This is a genomic window from Streptomyces sp. GS7 (assembly GCF_009834125.1).
Classification (GTDB): Bacteria; Actinomycetota; Actinomycetes; order Streptomycetales; family Streptomycetaceae; genus Streptomyces.
Genome location: NZ_CP047146.1, coordinates 782,011 through 795,418, shown reverse-complemented (window position 1 = coordinate 795,418; position 13,408 = coordinate 782,011). Strand labels below are relative to the sequence as shown.

The following is a 13,408-nucleotide window of genomic DNA, read 5'->3' as shown; positions in this document are numbered from 1 at the left end:
CCCCGCGCCGCCCCGAATTGGCCGGTGGTAGAAACGGCCGTATGTCCGCATCGCCGCCCCCCTCCCCTCCTCCGTCACAGCCGGGCCCCCAACCCCCGCCGCCCACGCTGGTCCAGCCGCCGCCGCGCGAGCCGGCACCCGCCCGGCGCGAGCCCGAACGGCGCCGCCGACTGTGGTGGCACCGGCTGATATTCGGGCTCTGGTACCGGCCGGTGGACGTCTTCGACGAGGCCCGGGACCGCAGCGCATGGAGTGCGGCGGCGCTGCTGTGCCTGATCAGCGGCGGTATCGGGATCGTGTCCGTGGACGCGTTCCGGGCGCAGTGGGCGGCCGACCGCACGGCGGCGCTCCAACTGGCCGCCATGGCCGAGGCGGGCGTGCTGACGGCCAGCCTCGCCCTGGGGGCGGTCACCCACGCCATAGCGCGGACGCTGGGCGGCAACGGCCGCTTCGCGCCGACCGCGAGCCTGTTCATCGTGCTGTTCTGGGTGACGGACCTGCCGCGGCTGGGCATCGCGTCCTGGCTGCCGGCCAGTTCCACCTTCGTCCAGGCCGCGACCTGGACGACGTGGGGGTTCGGCTACTTCCTCGCGGTGCTGCTGATACGTGGTCAGCACCACCTGCCGACCCACAAGTCGGCGGCGGCGGTGTCCGTCCAGATGCTGGCGTCACTGGCGTTGCTGAAACTGGGCCCGGTGCGCTGAGCGGCGGCCGGTCCGCCCGGCGCGCCGGGCGGGCCTCAACTGCGGCTGGTGAGCTGCCGTACGAGCCCCTCGAACGCCTCCCGCTCGGCGGCGCTCAGCTCGACGCTCTCCGAGGCCGGCCCGCCGGGGCCGGTCTGCCGGGGCACCGAACCGAGCAGGTCCCGCGAGCGGCGGGGCGCCGGCCGCCCGGCCGCGTCCTCGTGCTCGTCCCGCCGCGTCAGTCTGACCAGTCCGACGGTCCACAGGACCACGACGACCAGGAGCACGCCGAGGCCGATCTGCTGCAGAATCGAAACGGAGGGGGGCATGCTGTTCCTCCCGAACGGGTGGGCGCTGGCAAGGCCAGTAGACACCAATCCTCAGGGCTTCCGACAGGGATCTAGGGACTTACGTCCCTAAGTGACACATCTCCTATGACATTTCCTCTCATTCCCGACACCACGTGTCTGCCCCGTACCCCGCGTCCCCACACTCCCCGCGACCCCCGCCCCGCGCACCCGCACACCATCGGCCGCACCGGCGCGGGGCACCGGTGACGACACCCGGGCGCGGGGGGCCGCCGTCCACCCCCGACGACACCGCCGCGTACCGCGACACCGCGAACGTCCGCCCATGCGGCGGCCGTGGCGGTGGGCGGCGGCCGCCGGTCCCGTGCGCCGGCGGACGCGCCGGGCGCGCCCGGGCCGGCGGGCGACGCCCGCTTCCGGCACCCCCGGTCGGCGGCGGCGGATCCCCCAAGTCGGCGGCCCGCTGCGCCTGTCGAGCACCCTGTGACCCAACCCGCCGCCCCACCCCGCCTGGACGAACACGGCACACCACTGCGAACCTGGCTATCGGGGCCGGCCGGCCGACCCCTCCCCCGAGAATGTGACCTTCGTCACAACCTTGCCGTACCCGCAACCAAATCCACCCGTAGGTGCTGTTTACCAGCACGGAATCACAACACCCCTGTATGGAGCAGCTCGTGACATCGCCGGACAACCCCGCGCCCGCCCAGTCCCGCACCCCGCACCAGCCGCTCCATCCCTCTGAGCCGCGGGATGCCACCGCGCCGCGCCGCGCCCGCCGGACGCGCCGCACCCTGGCGTTGACCGCGCTGCTCGCCGCGGGCGCACTGTCCCTGTCGGCGTGCGGCGGCAGCGCCGAGGCCGGCGGGCACGACGGCAAGAACGGCCAGGCGGGCGCCGACGCCGCCGCCGCCAAGGACGCCTCCGACGCCAAGATCCAGGTCTCCTCGAAGGACGGCGCCACCGACGCCAGCATCAACGACACCGGGGTGAAGGTCACCGGCGGCAAGTTGACGAACGTCAAGCTCACCGCCGTCGACACCGGCAAGGACGTGCCCGGCGCCATATCGCAGGACGGCGCCTCCTGGAAGCCCGACGCCCACCTGGAGCGGGGCACCAAGTACAAGATCACGGCGAACGCGAAGGACGCCAAGGGCCGTTCCGCGACCGAGAACGCGACGTTCTCCACGGTCTCGTCGGCCAACAGCTTCATCGGCTCCTTCACGCCCGACAACGGCAAGACCGTCGGCGTCGGCATGCCGGTGTCGTTCAACTTCGACAAGGTGATCACCAACAAGAAGGACGTCCAGTCCCACATCACGGTGACCTCCAGCAGCGGCCAGCAGGTCGTCGGCCACTGGTTCGGCTCCCAGCGCCTGGACTTCCGGCCCCAGGACTACTGGAAGGCCGGCTCCAAGATCACCATGAAGATCGACCTGGACGGGGTCAAGGGCGGCAAGGGCATCACCGGCGTCCAGTCCAAGACGGCGTCCTTCACCATCGGGCGCTCGCAGGTCTCCACGGTCGACATGAACACCCAGACCATGACCGTCCAGCAGGACGGCAAGACCATCAAGACCATCCCGATCTCCGGCGGCAGCGCCGACCACCCGACCTACAACGGCCAGATGGTGATCTCGGAGAAGTTCGAGCAGACCCGCATGGACGGCTCGACGGTCGGCTTCGGCGGCGAGTACGACATCAAGGACGTGCCGCACGCCATGCGGCTGTCGTCCTCGGGCACCTTCATACACGGCAACTACTGGGGCGACCCGTCGGTCTTCGGCCACTCCGGCACCAGCCACGGCTGCGTCGGCCTCCAGGACAACAAGGGCGGCGGCGGCGACACCCCGGCCAAGTGGTTCTACACCAACTCGCTGGTCGGCGACGTCGTGATCGTGAAGAACTCCAAGGACAAGACCGTCCAGCCCGACAACGGCCTCAACGGCTGGAACCTCTCCTGGTCCCAGTGGCAGGCGGGCAGCGCGGTCTGACGCGCCCCGGCGGGCGACCCCCGCCGACCTACGAGGCGGTGGCCGGCTCCTCAGGGGGCCGGCCACCGCCTCGTCGCGTTACCTCACGGCACCGGACAACTGCCCGCTGCCCAGCGCGCACTTGCCTCTCTTCAGTACGTACGCACCTCACGGCGCGCGGCCTCGGCGGCAGCCGCCGGTGCCGCCGCCCCCGGTGCGTACGGCGGCGGTGTGCGCAGGCCCTTGAGGAGGACGGCCAGGCCGGCGTCGACGGGGCGACGGCGAGGAGGCCGGGGGGCTGAGTGAGGGGCGCAGCCCGAGCCGCGCTCCGGGGCGTGGCTGGTCATAACGCGCCGTTGCCGTAGGGCACTTGGGGGCGAGCGGGGCGTACGGCGGCCCCGGGACGCGGAAGTCGCGTACCGGGCCGGGACGCGCACCGCGTGCCCCGGCCCGTCATGGTCCCGGCTCCACGCGCTCGACCGGTTCCGTCAGCACCCGGTCGCGCGGCACCTCGCCGGTCACCGTCACCGCCGCCGACGCGAGATCCGCCGGCGTCGGCATCAGGCTGCCGGGCAGCTGGACGGCCGCCGCGCCGTGCGCCACCGCGGCGGCCAGCGCGGCCACGCCGCTGCCGCCGGCCGCGAGGAAACCGGCCAGCGAGGCGTCGCCGGCACCGACATTGCTGCGTACGGCGGCGACCGGGGCGCTTCCGAAGTGCGCGCCGGACGCGTCGACCAGGAGCTGTCCGTCGGCGCCCAGCGAGGCCAGGACGGCGCGGGCGCCCCGGGCGCGCAGCTCCTCGGCGGCCTCGACCGCGTCGCCGAGGGTGGCCAGGGGGCGGCCGACGGCCTGGGCGAGTTCCTCGGCGTTCGGCTTGACGATGTCGGGGCGCTCGCGCAGCGCCGCGGTCAGCGACGGGCCCGAGGTGTCCAGGGCGATCCGGGCGCCGGCGCGATGGGCGCGGGCGACCAGCGCGGCGTACCACTCGGGCGCCGGACCGGGCGGCAGGCTGCCGCAGCAGGCGATCCAGTCGGCGCCGGCGGAGCGCTCGCCGACCGCCGCCAGCAGCGCCTCGGACTCGTCGGCGGTCAGTTCGGGGCCGGCCGCGTTGACCTTGGTGAGGGTGCCGTCGGGCTCGGCGACGGCGATGTTGGAGCGGGTCTGCCCGGCGACCGGGACACCCGCCACCTCGATGCCCTCGGCGGCCAGCAGCCCGGCCAGCGCCGCGCCCGCGGGGCCGCCCAGCGGTAGTACGGCGAGGGTGCGGTGCCCCGCGGCGGCGAGCGCGCGCGAGACGTTGACGCCCTTGCCGCCCGGGTCGATCCGGTCGGCGGTGGCGCGCAGCACGGCGCCGCGGTGCAGCGCCGGGATCTCGTAGGTGCGGTCCAGGCTGGGGTTGGGGGTGACGGTGAGGATCATGCGCGGACCACCTCCGTGCCGGTCCGCTCGATGGCGAGGGCGTCCGCGGGGCTCAGCCCGGTGTCGGTGATCAGCACGTCGACGTCCGACAGCTCGCCGAAGCGGGCGAAGTGCCGCTGCCCGAACTTCGCGGAGTCGGCGAGCAGCACCACCCGGCGGGCGGCGGCGATCAGCGCCCGCTTGACCGCGGCCTCGGCCAGGTCGGGGGTGGTCAGGCCGCCGTCGAGGGAGAAGCCGTTGGTCGCCAGGAACAGCACATCGGCGTTGATCTCGCGGTAGGCGCGCAGCGCCCAGTCGTCGACCGCGGCCCGTGTGCGGTACCGGATCCGGCCGCCCACGAGGTGGAGGGTGAGTCCGGGGTGGTCGGCCAGCCGCGCGGCGACCGGCAGGCCGTGGGTGACCACGGTCAGCTCGGCCTCCAGCGGGATCTCGGCGGCGAGCCGGGCGGCGGTCGTACCGGCATCCAGGATCACGCTGCCGGGGCCCTCGCCGCCGGGCAGTTCGGCGAGCGCGGCCCGCGCGATGCGCTGCTTCTCGTCGGCTGCCACCGCGTCCCGTTCGGCGAGGTCCGGCTCGAAGTCCAGTCGGCCGGCCGGGATGGCGCCGCCGTGCACCCGGCGCACCAGCCCCGCGCGGTCCAGCGCCTTCAGGTCGCGCCGTACGGTCTCGGCGGTGACCTGGAATTCCTCCGCGAGGGAGAGCACGTCCACCCGCCCGCTCTCACGGGCGAGCCGCAGGATCTCCTGCCGGCGCTCCGGTGCATACATCCGTGTCTGCGTCCGTTCCCTGCCCGAGCCTGTGGTTTCCCCGGGATGCTACGTCCGATCCTCCGGGAAACGAACAGACTCGGACATCGATCAGACCCAAACGGGCATCGCCCCAACAGGCATCACAGGACGGGCATCGGGGGTCGTCGTATGCCACCCGCCCCTCGGACCGCGGCCCCGGGCACCCTCACCGGCACCGGCACCGGCACCCGGTCACTCTCAACGGCACGGGCGCTCTTCGACGGGACAACCGAGCCCCGACGGCACAACGGAGCCCCGACGCCGCAACGGCACCGGGGCTCGCTCTCCAGATATGCCGACTCAGGGCATGCCGACCGGCGGCAGGCCCCCTCAAGGGCAAGCCGACCAGACGCAGGCCGACTCCGGCTACGGCACGCGGGCCGGGGGCGGTACCGCGATGCGCAGGGTTGCCGAGCTGCCGAGGTGCCGGGTCAGCGGGTCGCCGGGCGGGTCAGGCCGCCGCGTCGAACCCGGTGTCGCGCGCCATCCGCTTCAGCTCCAGCAGCGCGTGCTTCTCGATCTGCCGGATCCGCTCCCGGGTGAGGCCGTGCTGCTTGCCGACCTCGGTCAGGGTGCGCTCACGGCCGTCCTCGATGCCGTAGCGGGCCTTGATGATCGAGGCGGTGCGCTGGTCGAGGCGGTCGATCAGATCCTCCAGCTCCTCGCTGCGCAGCAGCGTGAGCACGGACTGCTCGGGGGAGGCCGCGGAGGTGTCCTCCAGCAGGTCGCCGAACTGGGTGTCGCCGTCGTCGTCCACCGACATGTTCAGGCTGACCGGGTCGCGGGCCCAGTCCAGGACGTCGGTGACCCGGGAGGGCGTCGAGCCCAGCTCGCCGGCCACCTCCGCCGGCTCCGGGTCACGGCCGTTCTCGCGGTTGAACTCGCGCTGCACCCGGCGGATCCGGCCCAGCTCCTCCACGAGGTGGACGGGCAGCCGAATCGTGCGCGACTGGTCGGCGATGGAGCGGGTGATGGCCTGGCGGATCCACCACGTCGCGTACGTCGAGAACTTGAAGCCCTTGGCGTAGTCGAACTTCTCGACGGCGCGGACCAGGCCGGCGTTGCCCTCCTGGATCAGGTCCAGCAGGGGCAGGCCGGCGCGCGGGTAGCGGCGGGCGACGGCGACGACCAGCCGGAGGTTGGACCGGATGAAGACGTCCTTGGCCCGGGCGCCCTCGGCGGCCATCGCCTCCAGCTCCGCCCGGTCGGCACCTGCGGCGTTGCCGTCGGTGACCTCGCCGTCCAGGATCTGCCGGGCGTAGACACCCGCCTCGATGGTCTGGGACAGCTCGACCTCCTTGGCGGCGTCGAGCAGCGGCGTACGCGCGATCTCGTCGAGGTACATGCCGACCAGGTCGCGGTCGGCGATCTCCCCGCCTCCGGCGCGAACGCTGGTGGCCCCATCAGATCCACTGGTGCTGGCCTGACTACGGGCGACGGCACGGGTTGCCATGCGTGTGCTCCCTTTGCGATGAGTCGGTCGCGGGACGGTGGGGCGGGTCGATGGTCCGTCGATTGCTCTCCGGACTGCCGGTGGTCGACCGGCTGACCCGTCCGAAGGAAACAACGGCCGGAATCCGGACAGAATTCCCAAGCCGCGCCGCTATTTTTCTGATCATGCAGTACCCTGCCTCCTCACCAAGGAGGTCGGATGCCATCCGCAGACAGGGATGTGCAGGTCAGAGCGGGCGTCGAGACGGACCTCGCGGCGCTCACGGATCTTTACAACCACTACATCCGTGAGACGCCCATCACATTCGACACGGAGCCCTTCAGCCCGGAGCGACGTCGCCCGTGGCTGCTCTCCCACCCACAAGACGGCCCACACCGCCTTCTGGTTGCGCAGGACCCCGGCGGCACCCTGCTCGGATACGCGACCAGCAGCGCCTTCCGCCCCAAGGCCGCGTACGCCACCTCCGTCGAGACCACCGTCTACTGCGCCCCGCAGGCCGCCGGGCGGGGCGTCGGCACGCTGCTCTACACGGCGCTGTTCGCGGCGCTGGCCGACGAGGACGTGCACCGCGCCTACGCGGGGATCGCCCAGCCCAACGAGGCGTCCGGCCGTCTGCACGCCCGCTTCGACTTCCGGCACATCGGCACGTACACGGAGGTGGGCCGCAAGTTCGGGCGCTACTGGGACGTGGCCTGGTACCAGAAGGACCTGATCTGATCTGATCTGATCTGGCCTGACCCGACGTGACGCGGCGACGGGCTCCGGATCCGGGCCGGACCGCCGGGTCCCGGCCGGGGCGGCGGCCGTCCGCGCGGCGCCTGATCCAGTTGACGCGCCCGGCCCCCGGGTGTCGCCTGGACAGGAAGAGGGGCGAACGAGAGGAGCCCGTCATGGACCAGCACGCGCACGGCGACCAGCACTCCGGCGAGGGCCTGGCGAGGGCGGCCCGCTCCCACGGCACCGTCGAACCCGAGCACGGCGCGACCGTCGCCGTGCCGGAGGAACGCACCGGCGCCGGCACGGCGCACCGCACACCGCTCTCCGTGACGCTCCCCGTCATCGCGGCGCTCGGCCTCGGCTGCTACACGATCTGGCTCGACCACACCAGCGGATCCTCGGGCGGCCAGGCAGCGCTCCGCGGGCTGATCGCCGCCGTGGTCTCCGGGGTCCTGGGGGTGACCCTGGTGCACTTCGGCCCGACCATGATCACCGAGACCCGGGCCCTGGCGTACGCGGCGCTCTTCGGTACGTCGATGGGCTGGCTCTACTCCATCAGCGGACCCTCCGTCCTCAAGTCGTCGGGCTGGGGCGTGGTCATGTTCGCCGTGATGTTCGTCGTCTCGCTCTACGTCTTCCGCACCCACCGCGTCAGCGAGCCGCACGGCCTGCACCGCCCGCGCGCCGCGCTTCACCCGCGCACCGCACACCGCGCACTGAGCGCTGGGCACTGAGCACCACAGGACGCCACCCCGCCTCCCCACCAACCCCCTTCGCCTCGGCCGCTGTTGAGGCCATACCGTCACCGCCGGGGCAGCCATGACCCCGGCGTCCCACCCGCCGCCGACAACGGCCCCGGCCCCGGCCCACCGCGTTACGACCAGCGCCGTAGGCCCCACGCCCCGTCGGGGATCCGTCCGCAGGCCGTTACGGCCCGGTCGGCGGCCGACCTAGCCTCGGGCCATGGATACGACGAGCGGCACACTCGACGAAGCCCTGGAACGCCTGCACGCCACCGGCCCCGAATTCCGCGGGTACCTGGCCAATCACGGCCCGATGGCCGTGGAGGCACTGGTCCGGCACGGACAGGCGGGTACGGTCCACCGCTGGCTCGACGACTACACCACCAAGCTGGAGGACGTACCGCGCGCACAGTCCACGATCACCGACGACAACTGGCAGCAGGCGTTAGGCGATCCGCGCCGCGTCACCGACTGGACCGCGTACGTGGCGCGCCAGGTCGCCGAACGCCCCTGGCGGGAGGTGCTCGCCGAGTGGTGGCCGCGGCTGCTGCCCGGTATCGCAGGCGCCGCGACGCACCCCGTCATCCGCGTCGGCCACGCCGTACGCACCCTCCTGGAGCGGGGCGAAGAGGAGCCGCGCATCGCGGAGTTGGCGCAGGCGATCGGCTACTGGGCGGCTCGCCACACCACGCTGCCGGTGTCCGTGAACCCCGGCGGCACCGTCTCCCCCGCCGACGCGCTGGCCGGCCTCCCGCGCATCGCCGACCAGCAGACCTCCGTCCTCGGCGGGCTGGCCCAGCTGCCCCGAACGGAGGGCTGGTCGGCGGCGGCCGACCGGCTGCGCGCCCCGCGGGACCCGGACGACGCCCGCGACCTGCTGGCCGCGGTCGTCCAGGCCGCCACCCACCGCTATCTCGACCACGGGCACGGCTCCGCGGTCATGCTGGTGCACGCGGCCACCGCGCCGAACGCCGTGCTGCGCACCCTCCCGGCGCTCCCCCGCGATCTCTGGGCGGTCTCGCTCGGCGCGGCCTGGGCGGCGAGCGCCGCCATCACCTCCGTCTACACCTCCGACACACCGCTGCCTCCCCCGACGGCCGGGCCGCTCACCCCGGAGGAGGTCTTCGCACGGGCCGCCGCGCACGGCGACGCGCACGCGGTCAAGCTGACCGACACCGCGCTGGACGTGGCCTCCTGGACCGAGGACGGCGACGACCGCGCCCTGTCGGCCGCCCTCCGCTCCCTGGAGCTGATCCCGCCGGGCACCTGACCGGCGCCGGGCGGGCGCCCCTCAGCCGTACTGCACCGACCGCTTGGCCAGTCCCATCCAGTAGCCGTCGATCACACTTCGCCCGCTGCCCAGCTGCCCCTGGGCGTCCGCGGCCCCCAGGGTCACGAACAGCGGCGCGAAGTGCTCGGTGCGCGGATGAGCCAGGCCGCCGGCCGGCGCCTTGTGCGCGAAGTCGAAGAGCGCGTCGAGGTCCTGGTCCTCCAGGGCCCGCCGCCCCCAGTCGTCGAACTCCGCCGACCAGGCGGGCGTCCCGTTCGCGGACTGCCGCAGCGCCGCCAGGTTGTGGGTGAAGAAGCCGCTGCCGACGATCAGTACGCCCTCCTCGCGCAGCGGTGCGAGCCGGCGCCCGATCGCGTAGAGCCGCCGCGGGTCGAGGGTGGGCAGCGACATCTGGAGCACCGGGACGTCGGCGTGCGGGTACATCTCGACGAGCGGGACGTACGCCCCGTGGTCGAGCCCGCGGTCGGGGATGTCCTCGACGGGCGTGCCCGGTGCCCGCAGCGTCCGGCGGACCCGTTCGGCGAGTTCGGGTGCGCCGGGGGCCTGGTAGCGCACCCGGTAGTAGTGCTCGGGGAAGCCCCAGAAGTCGTAGACCAGCGGCACCGTCTCGGTGGCGCCGAGGGCGAGCGGGGCCTCCTCCCAGTGGGCGGAGACCATCAGGACCGCCTTGGGGCGGGGCAGCTGCGCGGACCAGGCGGCCAGTTGCCCCGGCCAGACCGGGTCGTCGGCGAGCGGCGGAGCGCCGTGACTGAGATATAGGGCGGGCATTACGGACATAACGACTCCACGGCGTCACACTGGCGTTAGTCGGTGCCCCACGAACGTCCGCCGCGCCCGGATCCACCCGTGCCGCAGAGCGTTTACTTGAATCTTCAAGGGGGCGATCTCAGCGTAACTCCACGTTGTTAAATATTCAATAACACGGGGAGCGGTGAGAGAGTGGATGGCATGAGCAACGAACCCGCAACCGAGCCGCGCTGGCTCACCGACGAGGAGCAACACGCCTGGCAGTCCTACCTCCACGCCACGACGCTCCTGGAGGACCACCTCGACCGCCAGCTACAGCGCGACGCCGGGATGCCGCACGTCTATTACGGCCTGCTCGTCCAGCTCTCCCGTGCGCCGCGGCGCCGGATGCGGATGACCGAGCTGGCCCAGAACGCCAAGATCACGCGTTCCCGCCTCTCCCATGCCGTGGCCCGCCTGGAGAAGAACGGCTGGGTACGGCGCGAGCACTGCCCGTCCGACAAACGGGGCCAGAACGCCCACCTCACGGACGAGGGCATGCGGGTCCTGGAGAAGGCCGCACCCGGACATGTCGCCGCGGTCCGCGCCGCGATCTTCGACCGGCTCTCCCCGGAGCAGATCAACCAACTCGACGAGATCTGCGGGGTCATGGCCGAGGGGCTGCAACCGCAAGGCGCCGACCTCCCCTGGCTCCGCTGACATTCAGCGAAGCCAGGGGAGGCCGGCGCGGCCGGCGCAGAGGAACGCGATCGAGTGGTGTGGAGGTACGAGGCCCCGGGGGCGCGGGGGCGTACGCGCGCCCGCGGTGGCCGGCGGCGTACGCCCTTCAGGAGGTCCTGGCGCCCTGGCACCCGCCCCGTACGGGGCTTCGCTCAGTGCACCGTCACCGGGATCAGTGCACCATGACCGGGACCGACGCGTCCGCGTCGGCCGCACCCGCGGCGGCGTCCTCGTCCGACGAGGCGGCCGGCGAACCGGCACCCGGGCGCCCGGTGTTGATGAAGGTGAAGGCGATCACCGCCGCCAGCGCCAGGATGCCGACCGCCCACCAGATGGCCGTGGTGTAGCCGTGCACCATCGACTGGAGCTTGAGCAGATCCGCCGAGCGCGCCCCGGCCGCATGCGCGGTGGCGTACGCGGTGGTGGCGCTGGCCGCGATGGTGTTCAGCAGGGCGGTACCGATCGCACCGCCCACCTGCTGCGAGGTGTTGACCATCGCGGAGGCGACACCGGCGTCGCGCGGCTGGACGCCGTGCGTGGCCAGCGACATCGCCGGCATGAACGCGGTACCCATGCCGAGGCCCATCAGCACGAAGCCGGGCAGGATCAGCGCCGGGTAGGACGTGTCCAGGTCGATCTGGCTCAGGACCAGCATGCCGAGCGCGGCGACTGTGAAGCCGGGCGCCATCAGGTACCGCGGCCGGACCCGGGTCATCAGCCGGGCACCGATCTGCGTCGAGCCGGTGATCATGCCCGCGACCATCGGGAGGAAGGCCAGCCCGGTCACGACCGGCGTGTAGCCCTTCACGATCTGGAGGTAGTAGGTCAGGAACAGGAAGAGGCCGAACATGCCGATCACGGCCAGGCCCAGCGACGCGTAGACACCGGCGCGGTTCCGCTCGGCGACCACCCGCAGCGGCAGCAGCGGCGCCTTCACCCTGGACTCGACCAGGACGAACGCCAGCAGCAGCACCGCCGCCGCCGCGAACAGCCCCAGCGGCACACGGGCCAGCCAGCCGTCCGACTCGACCCGCGTGAAGCCGTAGACCAGCGAGACCAGGCCGAGCGTGGCGAGGATGACGCCGGGGATGTCCAGCCGGGAGGAGTTGCGGCCCTGTGCGGGCTCGCGGATCACCAGGACGGCACCGGTCGCGGCGACCACCGCGAACGGGATGTTCACGAAGAAGGTCCAGCGCCAGTTCATGTACTCGGTCAGCACACCGCCGAGGATCAGCCCCACCGCGCCACCGCCACCGGCGATCGCACCGAAGATACCGAACGCCTTGGCGCGCTCCCGGGCCTCCGTGAAGGTCACCGCCAGCAGCGACAGCGCCGACGGCGCCAGCAGCGCGCCGAAGACGCCCTGCAGCGCCCGCGCGCCCAGCAGCATCCCTTCGTTGACCGCGGCCCCGCCGAGCGCGGAGGCGACCGCGAAGCCGACGAGCCCGATGATGAAGGTCCGCCGCCGTCCCCACAGGTCGGCCACCCTGCCGCCGAAGAGCAGCAGCCCGCCGAAGGCCAGCGCGTAGGCCGTGATGACCCACTGCCGGTTGGCGTCACTGATGCCGAGGTCCGTCTGGGCGGAGGGCAGGGCGATGTTCACGATCGTCGCGTCGAGGACGACCATCAGCTGTGCGAGGGCGATGAATATGAGCGCTTTCCAGCGCCGCGGATCGACGTGGCCGGCTGTTTCGGGCATGGCGAGGTCCACCTAGTGGTGCGGTGAGCGAATAACGGGACGGGTGTTCCGCGGGAGGGGCGTCTCACGCGGGACGGACGTGCGCAGGGACAGGGAATCGGGACGACGGGACGGATGTGGTGGCCGGCAGGCACGCCGCCGCGCGGGCGGCCCCACATGTCCTACGGGGCCGGCGAACCGTACGGGCTCACGGGCGGTGGTGCCTCAGGTCCTCCAACGTGGCGGCGGATCCGGGGAGTTCGGACCGGCCGGGTGCCCGCAGACCGTCCAGGAACAGCTGCAGATGCCGGTGCACGAACTTGTCGAAGTCGAGACAGCCTCCCCCAGACTTCGTCCGGGGGGACCCCCATCCGGGCAGCGGGCGGGTGAGCTGGGTGAGCGCGACCATCAGATCACCGACGGCGATGTCGGTGCGCAGCTGGCCGCTGTCGCGCGCGGCACCCATGACGGCCTCGACGGCCGCCTCCAGGCGCTCGCGCGCGGCGATTAGATCGGGATGCGCCGGGTCGATGCCGTCCGAGAGCAGCGGGCACAGCGCCCCGATCCGCTCCTCCACCGCGTCGTGGACAAAGCGCCGCAGCGCTTCAAAGGCATCGGACTCCTCGGCGAGGGCGCTCTCCGCACGGTCCGCGGTACGGGACATGACGGAGAGCGTGACGTGGTGGATCAACTCCTGGCGATCCGCGAAGTGACGATAAAGCGTCGCATTGCCGACACCCGCACGTCGAGCGATTTCATCGAACGGGACCTCGGCCCCGGACTCGACCATCGTCTCCCGGGCGGCCGCGATGATCCGCTCGCGGTTGCGCAGCGCGTCGGCCCGCAGCCGCGGCTGCGCCCCCGTACCGCAACGCACCGAAGCGATCA

The 13,408-nt window shown here is 72.5% G+C and carries 14 protein-coding genes; 6 read left to right on the top strand and 8 right to left on the bottom strand.

Going from position 1 to position 13,408, the window contains the following annotated elements; translation table 11 throughout:
* Nucleotides 1-41: 41 nt before the first annotated feature.
* Nucleotides 42-704, top strand: a complete 663-nt coding sequence (locus tag GR130_RS03370) for a YIP1 family protein (protein ID WP_268977852.1) — start codon at nt 42-44, stop codon at nt 702-704.
* Nucleotides 705-739: 35 nt separating this feature from the next.
* Here the strand turns inward: GR130_RS03370 and GR130_RS03365 are convergent, their stop codons facing one another.
* Nucleotides 740-1,012 carry a hypothetical protein gene (locus GR130_RS03365; RefSeq protein WP_159503314.1) on the bottom strand — a complete coding sequence of 91 codons (273 nt, stop codon included), beginning with the start codon at nt 1,010-1,012 and terminating at the stop codon, nt 740-742.
* 644 nt (nt 1,013-1,656) lie between these two features.
* Between GR130_RS03365 and GR130_RS03360 the strand changes: the two genes are divergently transcribed.
* A complete protein-coding gene (locus tag GR130_RS03360; RefSeq protein WP_159503313.1) occupies nt 1,657-2,985 on the top strand; it encodes a L,D-transpeptidase in 1,329 nt (442 codons plus the stop codon).
* Between the two features lie 131 nt (nt 2,986-3,116).
* On the opposite strand, the gene GR130_RS03355 is transcribed toward GR130_RS03360, so the two are convergent.
* The 4 genes from GR130_RS03355 to GR130_RS03340 all read right to left on the bottom strand — a co-directional run bounded on the left by GR130_RS03355 (nt 3,117) and on the right by GR130_RS03340 (nt 6,624).
* Nucleotides 3,117-3,311: a hypothetical protein gene (locus GR130_RS03355; protein ID WP_159503312.1), complete on the bottom strand. Its 195-nt coding sequence runs from the start codon at nt 3,309-3,311 to the stop codon at nt 3,117-3,119.
* Nucleotides 3,312-3,417: 106 nt separating this feature from the next.
* Entirely contained in the window at nt 3,418-4,383 is a 966-nt protein-coding gene (gene pfkB, locus GR130_RS03350) for a 1-phosphofructokinase (RefSeq protein ID WP_159503311.1), read from the bottom strand.
* Nucleotides 4,380-5,150 carry a DeoR/GlpR family DNA-binding transcription regulator gene (locus GR130_RS03345; protein WP_159503310.1) on the bottom strand — a complete coding sequence of 257 codons (771 nt, stop codon included), beginning with the start codon at nt 5,148-5,150 and terminating at the stop codon, nt 4,380-4,382. Before GR130_RS03345 ends, pfkB begins: the two co-directional genes overlap by 4 nt.
* 472 nt (nt 5,151-5,622) lie before the next feature.
* The gene (locus tag GR130_RS03340; RefSeq protein WP_159503309.1) at nt 5,623-6,624 is read right to left on the bottom strand and encodes a sigma-70 family RNA polymerase sigma factor; all 1,002 of its coding nucleotides are present in this window, start codon (nt 6,622-6,624) and stop codon (nt 5,623-5,625) included.
* 198 nt (nt 6,625-6,822) lie between these two features.
* On the opposite strand from GR130_RS03340, the gene GR130_RS03335 reads away from it, so the two are divergent.
* The 3 genes from GR130_RS03335 (at nt 6,823) to GR130_RS03325 (ending at nt 9,354) form a co-directional block, all read left to right on the top strand.
* Nucleotides 6,823-7,341 (top strand): GNAT family N-acetyltransferase, encoded by a 519-nt coding sequence (locus tag GR130_RS03335; protein WP_159503308.1) that lies wholly within the window; start codon nt 6,823-6,825, stop codon nt 7,339-7,341.
* Nucleotides 7,342-7,514: 173 nt separating this feature from the next.
* Complete coding sequence (locus GR130_RS03330) at nt 7,515-8,075, top strand: hypothetical protein (RefSeq protein ID WP_159503307.1); 561 nt, start codon at nt 7,515-7,517, stop codon at nt 8,073-8,075.
* A 229-nt stretch (nt 8,076-8,304) separates the two neighbouring features.
* Nucleotides 8,305-9,354, top strand: a complete 1,050-nt coding sequence (locus GR130_RS03325; RefSeq protein ID WP_159503306.1) for a questin oxidase family protein — start codon at nt 8,305-8,307, stop codon at nt 9,352-9,354.
* A gap of 21 nt (nt 9,355-9,375) precedes the next feature.
* Here the strand turns inward: GR130_RS03325 and GR130_RS03320 are convergent, their stop codons facing one another.
* Entirely contained in the window at nt 9,376-10,143 is a 768-nt protein-coding gene (locus tag GR130_RS03320) for a dioxygenase family protein (RefSeq protein WP_159503305.1), read from the bottom strand.
* A gap of 180 nt (nt 10,144-10,323) precedes the next feature.
* Here GR130_RS03320 and GR130_RS03315 point away from each other — a divergent pair, with 180 nt between their 5' ends.
* Nucleotides 10,324-10,821, top strand: coding sequence for a MarR family winged helix-turn-helix transcriptional regulator (locus GR130_RS03315; protein WP_159503304.1), 498 nt, complete (start codon nt 10,324-10,326; stop codon nt 10,819-10,821).
* A 193-nt stretch (nt 10,822-11,014) separates the two neighbouring features.
* Here the strand turns inward: GR130_RS03315 and GR130_RS03310 are convergent, their stop codons facing one another.
* Together GR130_RS03310 and GR130_RS03305 are read right to left on the bottom strand one after the other, a co-directional pair.
* Nucleotides 11,015-12,541, bottom strand: coding sequence for an MFS transporter (locus GR130_RS03310; protein WP_159503303.1), 1,527 nt, complete (start codon nt 12,539-12,541; stop codon nt 11,015-11,017).
* A gap of 187 nt (nt 12,542-12,728) precedes the next feature.
* Nucleotides 12,729-13,406, bottom strand: a complete 678-nt coding sequence (locus GR130_RS03305; protein WP_159509713.1) for a TetR/AcrR family transcriptional regulator — start codon at nt 13,404-13,406, stop codon at nt 12,729-12,731.
* Nucleotides 13,407-13,408 lie beyond the last annotated feature (2 nt).